At 47.3% G+C, this 16040-nt stretch carries 15 protein-coding genes; 4 read left to right on the forward strand and 11 right to left on the reverse strand.

The features are described 5' to 3' along the window. Positions 1-264: 264 nt before the first annotated feature. The 9 genes from poxB to ABIC22_RS24310 all read right to left on the reverse strand — a co-directional run bounded on the left by poxB (position 265) and on the right by ABIC22_RS24310 (position 9944). Positions 265-1992, reverse strand: a complete 1728-nt coding sequence (poxB, locus tag ABIC22_RS24275) for a ubiquinone-dependent pyruvate dehydrogenase (protein ID WP_154894287.1) — start codon at positions 1990-1992, stop codon at positions 265-267. A 242-nt stretch (positions 1993-2234) separates the two neighbouring features. Then, positions 2235-3002, reverse strand: coding sequence for an SDR family NAD(P)-dependent oxidoreductase (locus ABIC22_RS24280; RefSeq protein WP_154894288.1), 768 nt, complete (start codon positions 3000-3002; stop codon positions 2235-2237). 116 nt (positions 3003-3118) lie between these two features. Next, entirely contained in the window at positions 3119-3424 is a 306-nt protein-coding gene (locus ABIC22_RS24285; protein WP_354484414.1) for a Dabb family protein, read from the reverse strand. 183 nt (positions 3425-3607) lie between these two features. After that, entirely contained in the window at positions 3608-3859 is a 252-nt protein-coding gene (locus ABIC22_RS24290) for a type B 50S ribosomal protein L31 (RefSeq protein WP_095357971.1), read from the reverse strand. 142 nt (positions 3860-4001) lie between these two features. After that, on the reverse strand, positions 4002-4268 hold the full coding sequence (locus ABIC22_RS24295; RefSeq protein ID WP_354484416.1) for an HPr family phosphocarrier protein: 267 nt from the start codon (positions 4266-4268) through the stop codon (positions 4002-4004). Positions 4269-4434: 166 nt separating this feature from the next. Beyond that, positions 4435-5502 (reverse strand): NAD(P)-dependent alcohol dehydrogenase, encoded by a 1068-nt coding sequence (locus ABIC22_RS24300; RefSeq protein WP_354484418.1) that lies wholly within the window; start codon positions 5500-5502, stop codon positions 4435-4437. A gap of 77 nt (positions 5503-5579) precedes the next feature. Beyond that, complete coding sequence (locus tag ABIC22_RS24305; protein ID WP_354484420.1) at positions 5580-7721, reverse strand: alpha-glucuronidase family glycosyl hydrolase; 2142 nt, start codon at positions 7719-7721, stop codon at positions 5580-5582. Continuing rightward, positions 7718-8494, reverse strand: coding sequence for a hypothetical protein (locus tag ABIC22_RS30155; protein WP_483312563.1), 777 nt, complete (start codon positions 8492-8494; stop codon positions 7718-7720). The genes ABIC22_RS24305 and ABIC22_RS30155 overlap by 4 nt, the downstream gene beginning before the upstream one ends. Next, positions 8469-9944 carry a glycoside hydrolase family 52 protein gene (locus ABIC22_RS24310; RefSeq protein ID WP_483312564.1) on the reverse strand — a complete coding sequence of 492 codons (1476 nt, stop codon included), beginning with the start codon at positions 9942-9944 and terminating at the stop codon, positions 8469-8471. The genes ABIC22_RS30155 and ABIC22_RS24310 overlap by 26 nt, the downstream gene beginning before the upstream one ends. Before the next feature lie 217 nt (positions 9945-10161). Between ABIC22_RS24310 and ABIC22_RS24315 the strand changes: the two genes are divergently transcribed. Next, positions 10162-11076 (forward strand): AraC family transcriptional regulator, encoded by a 915-nt coding sequence (locus tag ABIC22_RS24315; protein ID WP_354484422.1) that lies wholly within the window; start codon positions 10162-10164, stop codon positions 11074-11076. Between the two features lie 74 nt (positions 11077-11150). Here the strand turns inward: ABIC22_RS24315 and ABIC22_RS24320 are convergent, their stop codons facing one another. Both ABIC22_RS24320 and ABIC22_RS24325 read right to left on the reverse strand, forming a co-directional pair. Next, complete coding sequence (locus ABIC22_RS24320; protein ID WP_354484424.1) at positions 11151-12551, reverse strand: aldehyde dehydrogenase; 1401 nt, start codon at positions 12549-12551, stop codon at positions 11151-11153. Positions 12552-12648: 97 nt separating this feature from the next. Further along, complete coding sequence (locus ABIC22_RS24325; protein ID WP_095287060.1) at positions 12649-12951, reverse strand: ArsR/SmtB family transcription factor; 303 nt, start codon at positions 12949-12951, stop codon at positions 12649-12651. 243 nt (positions 12952-13194) lie between these two features. Between ABIC22_RS24325 and ABIC22_RS24330 the strand changes: the two genes are divergently transcribed. From ABIC22_RS24330 to ABIC22_RS24340, 3 genes are read left to right on the forward strand one after another with little or no spacing between them, the layout of a single operon-like run. Then, positions 13195-13881 carry a GntR family transcriptional regulator gene (locus ABIC22_RS24330; protein ID WP_354486082.1) on the forward strand — a complete coding sequence of 229 codons (687 nt, stop codon included), beginning with the start codon at positions 13195-13197 and terminating at the stop codon, positions 13879-13881. A gap of 42 nt (positions 13882-13923) precedes the next feature. After that, the gene (uxuA, locus tag ABIC22_RS24335) at positions 13924-14991 is read left to right on the forward strand and encodes a mannonate dehydratase (RefSeq protein ID WP_354484426.1); all 1068 of its coding nucleotides are present in this window, start codon (positions 13924-13926) and stop codon (positions 14989-14991) included. Then, positions 14988-15851, forward strand: a complete 864-nt coding sequence (locus ABIC22_RS24340; RefSeq protein ID WP_127540088.1) for an SDR family oxidoreductase — start codon at positions 14988-14990, stop codon at positions 15849-15851. Before uxuA ends, ABIC22_RS24340 begins: the two co-directional genes overlap by 4 nt. Positions 15852-16040 lie beyond the last annotated feature (189 nt).

A 16040-nucleotide genomic window follows, 5' to 3' on the forward strand; every position in this document is an offset into this window, starting at 1 on the left:
TGTCATCGGATCGGCTCATTGCGATAAAATGTAATTCAACAATTTGCGACATATGTAGGTTAAATCTGACATAAATCCTGCCTGACTTTATCTATTTTAATGGACTTACGACGTAAAAACAAACCATTTCATATAAGTACATACCATGATTTGGATCACAACCTTGCCATCTCGGGAAGGAGAGGATTCACCATTTGGTGAATTTACCCTCTCCATCCATGTGAGATGTACTATAGAGCAAGTAGATTACGCATTACACGCACATTATCTGAGCAAGTTGGTTTTGGCAAGCTCGATCAATTCATCGCCACGCCCGTTGAGCACCGCCTTCATCATCCACAACGTGAAACCTTCTGCCTGTTTTATATTAATCTTAGGAGGTAAGGACAGCTCCTGACGATTCACGACAGCATCGATCAGGACAGGTCCATCATGTTGAAGTGCACGTTCCACCGCTCCCTCCAGTTCTGCGGGGTCTTCTACCCGAATACCTTCGATGCCCATCGCTTGTGCAACCATGGCGAAGTTGGGATTCACGAGTTCGGTGCCAGATTCTAGGAATCCTGCCGCTTTCATCTCCAGCTCCACAAAGCTCAGCGCACCGTTGTTGAACACGACCACTTTGACCGGAAGATTATGCTGTTTGAGCGTCAGCAGGTCCCCCATTAACATCGCAAGCCCGCCATCTCCGGACAGTGAGATCACTTGTCTTCCCGGATTCGCTACCTGTGCACCTATCGCCTGTGGAAGTGCATTTGCCATGGTACCGTGATTGAATGAACCCAGTAATCTTCGGTTACTGCTCATCTCCAGGTAGCGTGCAGCCCATACCGTAGGTGTACCTACATCACAGGTGAAAATGGCATTCTCCCCAGCAGCATCACTGATTACTTTGGTTAGATACTGAGGATGAATCGGTTTCTTTCCAGGTTTACCGACAGCAAGTTCATCCAGCTCCTTACGTACCTTCAGATAATGGTCCACACTTTTACGCAGATGTTTGTCATGATGCTCGTGCGTCAGTAAAGGCATCAAAGCCTCAATGGTCGATTTGACATCTCCGCACAACCCATAGTCCAGCTTCGTACGCCGACCAAGATGGGATGACTGTATATCGACCTGAAGCACGATCGCATCCTCCGGATAGAATTGACGATAGGGGAAATCTGTTCCAAGCATTAACAAAACATCACAGTCCATCATGGCATGATAACCGGATGAGTACCCGATCAAGCCGGTCAAGCCGACTGAATAGGGATTGTCGTACTCCAGATACTCCTTACCACGCAAAGCGATAACCATTGGGGATTTCAGACGATCACACAGCTGCATGAGAGATTCCCGCGCACCAGCACATCCCGCACCACAGAGTAATGTGATTTTTTTGTCCTGATTCAGGTAATCGGCCAATTTCCGCAATTCCTGCTCAGAGGGGTGAACAACAGGCTGTGTCACATGGTAAACATGCTCGGGGACAGGCAGATTCGCTGCCTCAAGACCTGCCACGTCGCCTGGAAGAACAATGACTGATACGCCTGAACGCGAGACCGCAGTTTGTAGCGCCATCGTAACCGATCGAGGCATTTGCTTGGCAGTCGTAATGACCTCGCAATAATGACTGCATTCCTGGAAGAGATATTCCGGGTGAGTCGATTGAAAATAATCGCTTCCGATCTCATCACTAGGAATATGAGCAGCAAGAGCAAGTACAGGCACACGGTTTCGGTGACAATCGTACAAGCCGTTAATCAGATGCATGTTTCCTGGCCCGCTGCTGCCAGCACAGACTGCGATACTTCCACTGACCTGCGAATCAGCTCCAGCGGCAAATGCAGCTACCTCTTCATGACGAACATGAATCCATTCGATTTTACCCGACCGCCGGATGGAATCCAGTACGGCATTCAGAGAATCACCCACGATGCCATAAATTCGTTTAATTCCTGCATTTAATAATGCTTCTACCAGTACATCTGCGATTGTTTTTTTCATAGCTGATCTCCTTTAATCGCTTATTTTGAGTTATGTTTCCACCCGGTTAATATACCTATTCTAATACCCCAATCTTTCGAAAACCGAATCAAAATCATATGTATTTTTAGATATATAAAACAAAACACCCCTAAGCCATTCCGTCTACACGGAGCTAGATAGGGGTGTTTCAATGATTCTTTCTCAAACAAGATATAAATATATAAGTGTTTCAATTAACACATCTTTAACACATCTTCAAATTAAATAGCTGGCATCACGTTGCCGCCATTGACCGGGATATAGGCACCTGTAATAAATGAGGACAGATCCGAAGCCAAAAAGGCTACCGCATTGGCAATCTCCTGATCTTCACCCCTGCGTTTCAAAGGAACTGTACGCGTGTAACCCTCATCATGTCCAGGCTCGCTGTTACGATCACGATCGCTTATCGTCCAGCCTGGAGCGACTTGGTTGACGGTAATTTGATACTCTCCCACTTCCTTGGCAAGAACCCGATACAGTCCATCCATCCCACGTTTCCCAGCGGTATATGCCGATTGTGTCTCAAAGTTCTGCATGGCACATTCCGTGTTAATGCCGATAAATCGACCACCTCTAGCTTCCTTCATGTACGGAATGAATGCCTTGGCGAGATACACACTTTGTAGCACACAAGATTCGAACTGGCTGATGTAGTCTTCGGGAGATTGTTCGAGCACCGTGGTCCATTCATATTGAATAACTGCATTAGCCACCACAATGTCAACTCCAGCGACGCCAAGACCAGCCTGAATCTGATCCCGCATTTGCGTAGCCGTTTCCTGTTTCGTAATATCTCCCTGCACGATAACTGCCTGTCTACCACCAGCCTCAATCTCTTGCTTAAGTTCGAGAGCTTTCGTTTCATTGTTTATGTAATGCAGCGCGAGATCGGCACCACAACGAGCCAGCGTACGGGCGATGACTCTCCCGAGTTGTCCAGTGGAGCCAGTGACCAGCGCGGTCTTGCCTGTAAGATCCAATTGCATGGCGACAGCACCTCTCTGGTTCTATATCAATGAATGAAAACACTGCAAATGCAGCATGATGAACTAAAACGGTTTCGAAACGTGTCATTCCCTGACCTAATAATTAAAGGCTTATATCATATTCCGTGATTAATCAGATCAATTTCCTGAAAACGACTAACTTCCTTCTCCCAACGTTCCTCCACGTATTTGCGGTGAACCGGGTGCTCATTGTAAGCTTCATAAGCTGCTTGATCGGCGAAAACCATTGAGAAACCGTAGTCAAACTCATTTTTGGCGCTTACCTGACGCAGTACCTGAAAGTTCTCCACGCCCGGAATGACTGCAAGTGCATCCGCACTTTCCTTCAGAAAAGCTTCTGCCTCTGCTGTATCCTTGCCAGCGTAAAGTGTAAACGTAACCATATGTGTAATACTACTCATCTCTATTTCCTCCTCCAATATGATTTCACTCATGTTCTAGTTTACCTCTGAATGATATGTAAGCGCAATCCTTAATCAAATTTGTCAGCGTTTGGAGCCTTGGTAGACCTGCAAATGATGTTCAAGACATAGAAAAACCCCGGAAACGAATTCCCGAGGTTGATCTTGTCATCTATGGACAAACTAGTTTTTGAGGTTGTATTTACGGTTGAACTTGTCAACACGACCACCGATGTCCACGTTTCTTTGTTTACCAGTGAAGAAAGGGTGGGATGCGGAACTAGTGTCCACACGGATTACAGGGTAAGTGTTACCATCTTCCCATTCCATTGTCTCGTTCGAGAATTTAGTCGAAGAGCTCAGGAATTTGTAATCAGCACTTGCATCGTAAAAAATAACCGTTTGTGTCTTTGGATGGATATCAGCTTTTGGCATAATCTATTTACACTCCTTTAAATGGGTACTTCCTTGGATAGAACTAAATTTTATTATACTCTTTTTTTGGACAAAGTACCAGCAGGATTTGAAGAAACGATAAATATTTACCTATTCGCCACAATCTGCACCTGATCTCGTTCTAAGTTATTCCCTTCTCCAGTACATCCAGCATGTACTCCAGAGCCTCCAATTCATCTCTTCCTCGCGTCTGCAATCTGACTATACTGCCATGACGAATCGGAAGAAGCGCCATACCAAGCAGGCTTTTGACATCTACACGATGCTCATGCTCAGACTCAACAAACGACAATGAAATATCCGAGGCAAAACGTGACGCTTCAGAAGATATAGACATCAGATCATCCCGGTGAAAATCAGAGTGAATCGTAAATTCATGTGTTCTCACAACCTTCAGTTCCTTTCGCTAAGTAGCTTACCAACCAGAGTGGTTTGTATCCATTTATATATTAAAATCTTCATGAATTATACCATGTTATGGGAGCTTGTATAATCATTTATTTAGTAAAAATGAAAAAAAGAAGTCCCTGAATCGGGACTTCCTGAGTAGAGAATTACATGCCGTTGGGATAGACCATCACTTTAAGACTGCCGCTCTTATTGTTAAGCGCCCGTTCCATCGCTTGTTGAGTTTCATCCAATGAATAACGATCAGTGATCAAGGACAATACATCGTGCTGACCGGAGCTCAGGAACTCAATTCCAGCTGGATAGGTGTTGGCATAGCGGAATATCCCGTATATATCAACCTCGTTATCGGCGATAAAAGGAACATTCAGTGCGATCTCATCCTGTGCCGGCAGGCCCACAATGGCAAGTTTGCCTCCCCGCCGCAGTGAATACAATGCAGATTGGAGCGCTTTGGGGTTCCCTGCAGTTTCCCAAGCCGTATCCACACCGATTCCATTCGTTAACTCTCGAATGACCGTCTGTGCATCCTCGTTTCTCACATTGATCGTATGCGTGGCTCCCATACGCCGAGCAGCTTCAAGTCGAACTTCCTCCAGATCCGTAACGATAATTTTGTCGACTCCAAATGATTTTGCAGCAGCGACAGCCATCAGTCCAACAGGTCCCATGCCCATGATCGCCAGCGTGGTTCCTGGAGCAAGTTTACTACGACGCGCCGCGTGAATACCTACCGAAAAAGGCTCGTTCAAGGCAGCTTCCTCAAAGGACAGATGATCCGGGATTGGAAAAACCATATCCTCACGAATGGTCATGTATTGTACAAATGCACCATCAACAGGCGGGGTAGCAAGGAATTGTACATCTGGACACAGATTATAGCGACCTTCCTTACATGCCACGCAGCGTCCACAAGTAACGCCTGGTTCGATGGCAACCCGGTCACCCGCCTTCAAGCGTGATACGTTCGAGCCTACTGCAGCTACAATACCTGCACATTCATGCCCCAGAATAATGGGCTTTTCCACTACAAATCTGCCGATTCTTCCGTGTTCAAAATAATGCACATCCGACCCGCACACGCCCACTGCCATGACCTGAATCAGAACTTCGTCCTCGGCAGGCTTCGGTACAGCCTGTTCTTCGATGATGATTCGTCCAGGTTCAGTCATTACAGCTGCTTTCATAGTCTGGGGTAATTGATGCTGTCCCATTGGGTTTTCGCCTCCTCTTGGTTGCCAATGCTGCTCTTTCATTTAATAAAACAAGGTGTGTGTAGCTGAATTCTCTATTAATAAATGGTTCTTCCCTGCTCATCCTCAATACCACTCTTGCGATAGAAGTACGTATTAATCATGTCCCGCCATTCCTTGGCATGCTCGGCCTGATTGTCCTGACGCAGAGCTACGGTTTCGAAAATTTCCGGGTCCACTTTACCTTCGAGCTTACTCCAGGTTTCCGCTAAAGCTTGCGCCTGTTCCGCACCCTTGAAGTGTGTATCATAAATGTGCTGAATGACGGTCTTGCCAGAATGCAGCACATGCGTATAAGGAACATGGTGGAAGAATAACAGCAGCTCATCCGGACAGGTCGTGACATTTTCATATCGTTCCGCATTTTCAGTATGATACTGCGATGTATAACCTGTACCGCTCTGTACGGTCCGATCTACTCCAATGCCCTTACAATCCGCGAAGTGATACGTTCCCCACTTGGAATATTCATAACCGTCCACATTGGGGCCATAATGATGATCCGGATTAACCATCCAGCCTACTCCGAGCGGCGCCGTATAATTTTCGTAGATGCCCAGAGAGTCCAGAAGCATGCCAGAGATGAGACGAACAACCTCTTCGTCGTGCCCAAACGTGAGTCTAACCCATTCGTCCGCAATCTTTTCCGAAGACAGTTCGGGATTCCAGGCGAGTCTACCATAACCGTACAAATTGGCCTGAGCAAGTGGATGTCCTGTCCAGCATGCATCTGCACCAATATTCGAAACAGCAGCAAAACCGCTATGAGGTCTGTTGTACAGGGAACCATCCGCAATACGTTTAACTTCCGATCCTTGTCCCTTCGCATAGGTGTCGAAATCCAATACTTCTTTCCACTGTGGAATCAGATAACATAAATGCCGCTGCTGACCTGTATATTCCTGTGTGATCTGAAATTCGAGTACCTGATTGGTCTTATCCATCGCTCCGAACAGCGGAGATACAGCTTCCCTGACCTGAAAATCCATCGGACCATTTTTGATCTGCAAAATAACGTTATCTGCAAACCGGCCATCCAAAGGCTTAAAGTGGTCATAGGCAGCACGCGCACGGTCTGTGGAGCGATCACGCCAGTCCTGCTTGCAGTTGTAGACGAAACAGCGCCAAATAACCAATCCACCAAATGGACGAAGTGCTTCAGCTAGCATGTTCGCCCCGTCTGCGTGATCCCGATTGTACGTAAATGGACCTGGTCGATTTTCGGAATCCGCTTTGATCAGGTAACCACCAAAGTCAGGGATGGCCGCATACACTTTGGCAGTCTGAATGTTCCACCATTCTCGTACTTGCTCATCCAGGGGATCTGCGGTAAGCAATCCGCCGATCTCCATTGGGCTTGCGTAGTTGGCGCTTAAGTAAAGTCGGATGCCGTACGCTCTGAATGCAGAGGCCACACGAGCTACATCACTCAGAAAGCGTTCTGTCAGAAACAATGTTTCGCGCTGATGCACGTTGACATTGTTGATGGAGATGGCATTGATGCCAGTCGAAGCGAGCAATCGTGCATAATCCCGAATGCGTACGATATCTTGCGTGAATTCTCCATTTTCATAAAAGATGGATTTACCGGCATATCCGCGTTCAATGCTTCCATCCACGTTATCCCATTGATTAATCATCCGCAGCGCATTACGTGGCTGCTCAATCACATGACTCCATTTATTCGGGGATGTATCCGCCTCACTTGAACTCCCCTGTGCCAGTACCAGCTCTCTGAGCAAATGGAATGTACCATACAGTACACCTTGAGGTGTCTCAGCACCAATGAAGAGTCTGGCTAGTTCCTCGTCTTCACGGATGACGAAGCCTTCACCTTGAACAGCGGCACGTTCACTCTCGCTGAACGCCTCTGCAAGAAGTGAATTGCCTGCCCACGTACCAATCCAGATACCAGGATCATGGGAAGACTGTTTATCCGTAAGGTCGGTACCGGATAAGACTGTTATTGGTTTCTCACCGAACAATCTCTCCAATCCTAGTGTAAGCTCCTCCAGAGCTGTAGCAATGACTTCATGCTTCTCTATAGTATTTATACGTTTCACCCAAGCAGGAACCGTCTGACTTGCAGTACCCTTACGACTGTATTCACCAGAGAGATATCCAAGCCACGCATCATACTGCGGGCCAGCTAAGTTTTGTTGAACGATTGAACGATTCATCGTATCGCCTCCTTGCTAGCATAGATCTGTTCCAAACGTGTACCTTTGCCTTCCAACAGCCAAAGGATGGATGTTACTCCGCGCGGGTAATATTTGCTGCCTACGGCAACGCCCGACAGGATCTGGTCACTCCAGCACCAGTAAGACTCTTCGGGGTGCAGCAGCCAGTTCACATGCGCGGCATCGGATGCCTGCCCTGATTCATCCCATTCCATGCCCAGTATTTCTCTAGTGATAAACTGGGACAGATAGATTTTGCTTAACCACGAGTTATTACTTGTCGAGGACAGCTTCCATCCACCATCTTCGAATAGACAAGTACCTGGTACTAGAACGGTCTTCAAATGGGTTCGGAGTGCCTGCAGGTAAGAACCAAACCGGCCGTGTTCATCCAGTGCACCTTCACAGCCTGTAAAGTAAGGGAATACCAACCCCTCTATAGCCGGGATGATACGGGAATCGTTATTCTCTGCAATAACAGCCGGGATGTAGCCTCCTTCCGTCAACTGGGCTGCAACACTCGCGGCACAGCGATCAGCCTGACGTCCGGCCTGAAGGGATAAATCCGAGAGTTTCTCCGCGGCAAACAGCTTTTCAAGAGCCACATATACAGCCCAACATTTCCCTGCCAGATAAATATTGTTACGGGATTGACCGAGTGACACATCAAGGCTGTCATACGTCGTAATTTCTGCTCCGCCCTTCGTGCGGCTGCTATCCAGTCCCATCAGACCGTTACGCTGATCTTCATCCGGGTGATCCCGGTTCAGCAATGCTTTCGAAGCAATCCTGAATTACAGGTAGCATCTGCTTCACAAATTCCTGATCCTCGGTTTGTTCAATGTAGACGGTTGCACAGCACAGCCAGTTCACAAGCTCTTCATGACTCATCTGGGAAAAGCAATCATCTATTCCCACTAACTCATAGGCAGAATGTCCTGGACGGGAGAACACATTCGCCACACCAATATCATGGGTGAATGTCAAGCCACCTGGGTACAATTGATCTTCCCCGGGGAAGCGAACCTGATCGGTGTAGCTGTAACGTTTCACAAACCACTCAAGCTCGTTGCGTACGGTCCAAGGGTTCAGGGCAAGTTCAAAATATAACTGATCTGCTGTCAGATCAAGGGTGTTCATCATCCGGTACTCGCCTTCATTGACGATCCAGAACGGTTCTCCATCTGCGTCCAACAGCTGCGTGCTTGCATAATAACTATGAATGGAATGCGCGAGCATAAATGCCTGATCATCCGTCAGTGAGCTGGTACCCAGACGCTGTTCTGCTTCCACGCAAGATGATGTCAATGCGTCGAAACGGTCGAGGGCATACTGGCCAGCTTCCTGGATATCCGCGAAATATCGGGTATACCAGTACGTCGTATCCAAACCGGAAGTGACGATGCCACCGCGGTAAAAACAAACTGCGAAGTGATATGTACGTTTCTCTCCAGCAGGGACTTCCATAAGCAATGCAGCTGTGCGACCTAATCCAAAAGCCAGATTCTCCAAATGTTTTTCCTGCAGGATTTTATCTAACGTGAACCCAAGTGCAGGGTACAGTCCATCATCTGCAGACATAATCGCTGTAAGCCTTCCCTGTCCGACACCTGTGAGCTTTCCGCCCTCGGGTCCGCCGATCATGCGCATTGCCGAATACGGATCATTACCCTGGTATCCGAAATATGCTCTTCGTGACTGCTGTCCTTGCGTGTTATCAATCGTCATCTCCACGAGAACCGCTGGAACCAAGGCATCTTTTAATTGTTCAATATCACCATGCTTCGGTTCAGGTACAGGGCGAACTGGCGAATAGATCCGGAAAGTCAGATCTCCCGCTGTCCAGGTGTCTGTACCGGACTTGAATTCACGTGTAATTTCTTCATCACGAAATGCTGCAATGAGCGGACGCTTCGATCGGGTTGAAGTATGTGCCTGGGACTGAGCCAGTGTTTCGGCTCCCTCTTCTATTCCGCTTTCTGCATTGTCCAGTTTCTCTACATCGTAGCGCACACTCTCATCCTCGGTCGCTGCAAAAAAAGGCAGTGCCTCATAATGTTCGCCATCGCGAGATTGTAATCCTATATATATATTTTGGTCTGCAGGTTTTCCCAGCTCCAGGCCGAGTCCCCCCTTGGCACCTTTGTATCCAAGTGTAAAACTTGCAAAAGCTCCGATCGGTGAGTGGTGGGCGTTATAAAAGATTGATTTGGATGTGCTCATGAACGATGACCCCTCTCAATATGGTTTGCATACGTTTTCATAGCCTCATCCTAACATGCTCATTCCGCCCTAGACCATGGACAAATCAATCGGATATTTACCCAAATCAAGCTGAGCGTTTATAATGGATTAAAGCGATTACATTTAAATTTGATCACGCCAGCCATATAAGGCTGACTGCCCATATTAATAGTTTCTATTATAAAGGAGGTCTCCGATGTCTTCTACTTATTTGCCTCCCGCTCTGGGTGAAAGTGTACATGAGGTCTTCTACCCGGATGTACAGACCACCGTCAATCTCTTTGCCATTCATCTGCGGAGTGTTGGTGCGGACTGGAATTATCCGGCACATGAACACCCGCAGTATGAGCTGAACTATGTGACAGAAGGTGTGCAGCTCATGTCGGTGAACGGACAAATGTACACACAAAAGGCTGGCGAACTGCTCCTCATTCCTCCAGGAAGCGTTCATTCCAGCCAGAGCCAGGACGGTCAGGGATTTACCTATTTCTGCATGCACTTTGATATCGATGATCAGTTGTTCCTCTCCTTGCTTGCCCGAATCAAGCAGACCCTCTTCCATGCAGACAATCCGGTTACATTAAAAATTGAGCCGGTTCTGAGCAAATTAATGAATTCTGCAAATGAAGAATCGATACCGAATACAATGGTTCAGCGCATGCAGCTGCAATCCGCTGTATTCGAATTATTCGGGCACTTGTGGGAAGCCGTCTCTCAGGAGGCAGCGCATCTGTTCTCCGAAGGATATGAACGGATTGAGCTTGCTCATCAGATCCGGAATCGACTCCAAGGGCTGGTAAACCAGCAATTTAAGCAAGGCAATGAAACTGACAGCCACTATGGAATTGATGACATTGCTGCTGAACTGGGGATTAGCTCCTCTCATTGTAACCGTGTGTTCAAGCAGGTATTTGGTCAGTCTCCGCGCGTGGCGCTCTCCGAGATGGTTTTGCACGAAGCAAAGGTCCTGCTTGGTAATCCGAAACTGTCCGTTCAAAGTATTGCTGCAATGCTCGGTTACAAGGATATCGCTCACTTTAGCCGTCAATTCAAGCGTTGGTCAGGCATGTCACCGTCTCGATTCAGACAGGAACAGCTTGCTCCACAGTGAGTCTGTCAGAATGTAGAGCGAAATAGATGAATATGAAATCCCTCTGCTGATGCAGCAGTACTTATTGCAACAAACTATTTCAACAAACGCTTGATTGTCTTCAGCTTGCCATCGTACGGCGGGTACAAAATGGACAAATTCAGTTTGGTGCTCTTTTTGAGCACGCTTTTCATATGTGAGAAGGTTTCGAGGCTGTACCGCCCATGATAAGAGCCCATACCGGAATGTCCTACACCGCCAAATGGCAGCCGTGGATTCGCTACGTGAGTGATCGTATCATTAATACAGCCGCCTCCAAAAGAAACCTCGCTGAGCACTTTATCCTGAAGCTGTATGTCTGATGTGAACAAATAAAGTGCCAGCGGCTTCGGACGCTTCAAGATCGCCTCAATGGCTTCATCAATGCTGCGGTAACTGATTATAGGCAATATCGGTCCGAAGATCTCATCTTCCATGGTGGCTGCGTCCCAGGATTCAGCGTCAATCAGTGTCGGTGCAATGTAGCGATCCGCTTCATCAGAGTGACCGCCATAGATCACTTTGTCCTGGTCCCGTTCGATAAGCTTCGTTAATCTTCTGTAATGAGCCTGATTGACGATGCGCCCATAATCGGGATTATGCTGAATGTCTGTACCGAAGAAGGACTCCACAGCTGCTTTCATCTCCGAGATCAGCTGCTCCTTCACTCGTTCATGCACAAGCAAATAATCCGGAGCGATACAGGTCTGTCCCGTATTGAGCAGTTTACCCCATATAATGCGTTCAGCAGCAACTTTAATATCTGCTTTCTCGTCGACAATGACAGGACTTTTCCCACCAAGCTCCAGGGTAACAGGAACGAGGTTTTTGGCAGCAGCCTCCATGACGATTTTACCAACCGGCACACTGCCCGTAAAAAAAATGTAGTCAAACGGAGCATTAATCAGTGCTGTCGTTGTGTCCTTGGCGCCTTCTACGACTTGCACATAACCCGGCTCGAATACCGAGGCGATTATTTCACGAATAACGGCCGAAACGGCAGGTGTGTTTTCCGAGGCTTTGAGCACCGCGGTGTTCCCAGCGGCAATCGCACCAACCAGAGGTTCCATCAGGAGCTGAAACGGATAGTTGAAAGGTCCGATAATGAGCACGGATCCATATGGCTCAGGGATAATGTAACTTTTGGAGCCGATCAGAGCCATCTGCGTTTTTACTTTAACGGGTTTGACCCAATTTTTTATTTTTCGTATCGTGTGTTTGATGCTGTCCATCATAAAACCGATTTCGGTCGTGTAGGATTCAAACTCACTTTTACCCAAGTCCTGATGCAGCGCTTCGGTGAGTTTGGACTCATAGTTCTGAATAGCCTGCTTCAGCTGGGTTAAACGCTCAATTCTAGTCTCCGCTGAACGTGTGGCCCCGGAACGGAAAAACTGGTGCTGCTGCTCTAAAATCATCTTAACCGCATGACGATCTAATTCCTGCAAGGTGCTCATATCGTATATCTCCTCTACTTATATTGATGAAACGTTTAAACAAACCAACGTATTGAACGGAAGACTTTGGGCTTCATCGTTGTGATTCATTAGTTGTCTACAGACACTCTTTCTCCAACGCAGCAACCAGTTCTTTCAACAGTTCAACGGATGGCTTCAGGGAAGCGGAATAATACCGCTGGGTACCCTTCTGTTCCACGGATATAAGCCCTTTCTCAAGCAGTAACTTGAGATGGTGAGAGATGGCTGGTCTCGACAGACTGGATTGCTCTGTAATCTCGTTTACGGTCATCTGACCTCGCTCGGTTAGGATTAACAAAATATTTTGACGGTGGTTATCGCTTAGCACCTGGAATAATGGAATGCAGGACTGGAAAATACTTATCGCTTGTTGACCCATATGTTCACCTCAATCTGCTCAATCATTGTATACATTCATATGCATTGGTTTAAGAGTTTAAACCTATCGACCTATATTTTACATCTACTTCAGATAAAACTCAATTATTCATTCATTATTCCATTTGAAATGTAATAAAAGCGCTTCCATACTACCATACAAGTATGGTAGTATGTCATTGAAGGAGTTGAAGTTGTGGAATATATCCCCAAGTTTTCGTCCAAAGCCGGTTTGTCGTCTTCCATAAACGGTCTTTCGTCCAAGAATAAGCAAGCCTCCTCAACCCGGGATATCGTCTATGCTACATTGAAGCAATTGATTCTAAGTTTAAAATTGCCTCCCGGTACGGCTATCTCCGAGAAGGAAATATCGCTGGAGTTTCAGGTAAGCCGTACTCCTGTTCGAGAGAGTTTTGTAAGACTTGCACAGGAAGGTTTGCTTGAAGTGTATCCGCAGCGCGGTACATATGTTTCTCTTATACAGGTAGACCTCGTTGAAGAAGCACGCTTCATGCGTGAGCAGCTGGAACGGGCCGTGATCCGGCTTGCATGCGAGCATTTTCCGGATCAGGAGATGATTTTATTGGAGCAAAACCTTGCTCAGCAGAAAGCGTGTTTGCTGCAACCGGACGATGAACGAATGTTTCAACTGGATGAGGAATTCCATAGCACCCTTTTTGCAGGATGCAACAAAAGCAAAACATGGACCGTGATCCAGCAGATGAATGTACACCTCAATCGAAGCCGGATGCTTCGTTTGTCTTCGGATCATCAGTGGGATCATCTGATCCAGCAGCACCGGTCCATGGTGGAGGCCATTCAGCAGCATGATGCCCAGACGGCTGAACGAATTATGCAGGAACATCTTCACCTGACCGTCACAGATCTGGCCATCCTTCAGGATACATATCCTTCCTATTTTCAACAATGACATGTCTGGGTTTTTCTAATTACACTTGATGAGGTGAACGTGATGAAAATGGTTTTTCGCTGGTTTGGCGAAGGCAATGATACGGTAACGCTGGATCATATTCGGCAGATTCCGGGAGTGGAGGGCATTGTGTGGGCACTGCATGATGTTCCGGCAGGCGAAGAATGGCCCATGGACAAAATTCTGGCTGTCAAAGCGGCAGCCGATCGTGCAGGAATGCATTTGGATGTAGTAGAAAGTGTCAATATTCATGAAGATATCAAACTGGGCCTGCCTACTCGGGACAAATACATCGACAATTACAAAAAAACGATGGAAAAACTCGCTCAGGTCGGCGTAAAAGTAATCTGTTACAACTTTATGCCCATCTTCGACTGGCTGCGTACGGATCTTCATAAGGAAATGGAAGACGGATCCACTGCCCTCTTCTATGAAAGCAGCAAGCTCGCAGATATTGAACCACTGGAACTTGTGCGGCGCATAACCGAAAATTCCGCTTTAACGATGCCAGGCTGGGAACCGGAACGATTGCAGTACCTGACTGGTCTGTTCGAAGCTTATAAGGATGTGACCGAGGAAGATATGTGGGAGCATGCCCGATATTTTCTACAGGAGATCATTCCTACGGCTGAGCGGCTTGGCATTCGAATGGCGATCCACCCGGATGATCCGCCATGGCCTATTTTCGGTTTACCAAAGATCATTATCAGCCAGGATAACCTGCGTAGATATCTGAATCTTTATGATAGCCCTTACAACTCTGTAACCCTGTGCAGCGGATCTCTTGGAGCTAACCCGGATAACGATATTATTGGTATGATTCATGAATTCCGTGACCGGATTCCGTTTGCCCATATTCGTAATGTCAAAGTGTATGATAACGGTGACTTCATTGAGACTTCACATCGAAGCCAGGATGGGAACGTGGATATTGCAGGTGTAGTTGAAGCTTACCACGACATTGGATTTGAAGGTTATGCAAGACCCGATCACGGGCGTCACCTCTGGGGCGAACATTGCAGACCTGGTTATGGTCTATACGATCGTGCTTTGGGTATCATGTATCTCTGGGGTGTCTGGGATTCGCTACAAAGGAGGACAAAAGCATGAGTGACTATGTATTTGAAACATCTTCACGTCTGGAAGGCAAAACAGCGGTAATTACAGGTGGTGCCGGTGTCCTCTGCCGATCCATGGCCGAAGAACTTGCTCGTCACGGGGCCCGTGTGGCCATTCTCAATCGTACGGTTTCCAAAGGAGAAGAAGTTGTTGCCGCAATTGAAGCTGCTGGCGGAACCGCCATTGCCGTTGCTTGTGACGTAACCCAAGTGGACAGTGTGAAGGCCGCGGCGGCAACGGTACAGGAAAAGCTGGGTCCATGCGATATCCTGATTAATGGCGCAGGCGGTAATCACGCCAGTGCCAATACCACGAATGAAATTTTCAGATTGGAAGATCTCGAGCAGCCTGATGTCACCACGTTCTTTGACGTCAGTGTGGATGGGTTCCGTCAGGTCATGGATCTGAATTTTGTGGGCTCCCTTATTCCTACCCAGATCTTTGCAAGACAAATGATTGATCGTGATGTGCCTGCAACAGTCATTAATATCTCGTCGATGAGTGCACCTTCGCCGATGACCAAAGTGCCTGCGTACAGTGCAGCCAAGGCTGCAATTAACAATTTCACGCAATGGCTGGCAGTCCATCTTGCCGAATCGGGAATCCGGGTTAATGCCATTGCACCAGGATTTTTCCTTACGGAACAAAACCGGAATTTGCTGCTTCATCCAGATGGCTCTCCTACTGAACGTTCCAGCAAAATCATTGCACATACGCCAATGCGCCGGTTTGGGAAGCCTGAAGACCTGCTGGGCACGCTCATGTGGCTTGCGGATGAGAAGCAGTCTGCATTCGTCACCGGCACGGTTATCCCCGTTGACGGAGGATTTATGGCTTATGCTGGCGTCTAATGGCCTGATTGATCCTTCTATATAGGCTACCTTAATAATAAAGCGCTAAAATTAATTATTAACATGTAATAACGACCCGTAATCAGGAGTGTGTATCCTGGTTTCGGGTTTTTTCATTTTCCGAATAAGATCATCCAGCCGAGAGAAAAGCTTGTACTAGTCAACAATAACCATTGGCAGCTTGAAATG

It is taken from the genome of Paenibacillus sp. PvP094 (assembly GCF_040546835.1).
In the GTDB taxonomy this organism is placed as follows: Bacteria; Bacillota; Bacilli; order Paenibacillales; family Paenibacillaceae; genus Paenibacillus; species Paenibacillus illinoisensis.

Excerpts from the sequence above, each read along its gene's own strand:
- ABIC22_RS24315 (WP_354484422.1), top strand. The coding sequence starts at position 10,162 with ATGTCTTCTACTTATTTGCCTCCCGCTCTGGGTGAAAGTGTACATGAG.
- ABIC22_RS24280 (WP_154894288.1), bottom strand. The coding sequence starts at position 3,002 with ATGCAATTGGATCTTACAGGCAAGACCGCGCTGGTCACTGGCTCCACT.
- ABIC22_RS24305 (WP_354484420.1), bottom strand. The coding sequence starts at position 7,721 with ATGAATCGTTCAATCGTTCAACAAAACTTAGCTGGCCCGCAGTATGAT.
- ABIC22_RS24290 (WP_095357971.1), bottom strand. The coding sequence starts at position 3,859 with ATGCCAAAAGCTGATATCCATCCAAAGACACAAACGGTTATTTTTTAC.
- ABIC22_RS24325 (WP_095287060.1), bottom strand. The coding sequence starts at position 12,951 with ATGGGTCAACAAGCGATAAGTATTTTCCAGTCCTGCATTCCATTATTC.
- uxuA (WP_354484426.1), top strand. The coding sequence starts at position 13,924 with ATGAAAATGGTTTTTCGCTGGTTTGGCGAAGGCAATGATACGGTAACG.
- ABIC22_RS24285 (WP_354484414.1), bottom strand. The coding sequence starts at position 3,424 with ATGAGTAGTATTACACATATGGTTACGTTTACACTTTACGCTGGCAAG.
- poxB (WP_154894287.1), bottom strand. The coding sequence starts at position 1,992 with ATGAAAAAAACAATCGCAGATGTACTGGTAGAAGCATTATTAAATGCA.
- ABIC22_RS24340 (WP_127540088.1), top strand. The coding sequence starts at position 14,988 with ATGAGTGACTATGTATTTGAAACATCTTCACGTCTGGAAGGCAAAACA.
- ABIC22_RS24300 (WP_354484418.1), bottom strand. The coding sequence starts at position 5,502 with ATGGGACAGCATCAATTACCCCAGACTATGAAAGCAGCTGTAATGACT.
- ABIC22_RS24320 (WP_354484424.1), bottom strand. The coding sequence starts at position 12,551 with ATGAGCACCTTGCAGGAATTAGATCGTCATGCGGTTAAGATGATTTTA.
- ABIC22_RS24310 (WP_483312564.1), bottom strand. The coding sequence starts at position 9,944 with ATGAGCACATCCAAATCAATCTTTTATAACGCCCACCACTCACCGATC.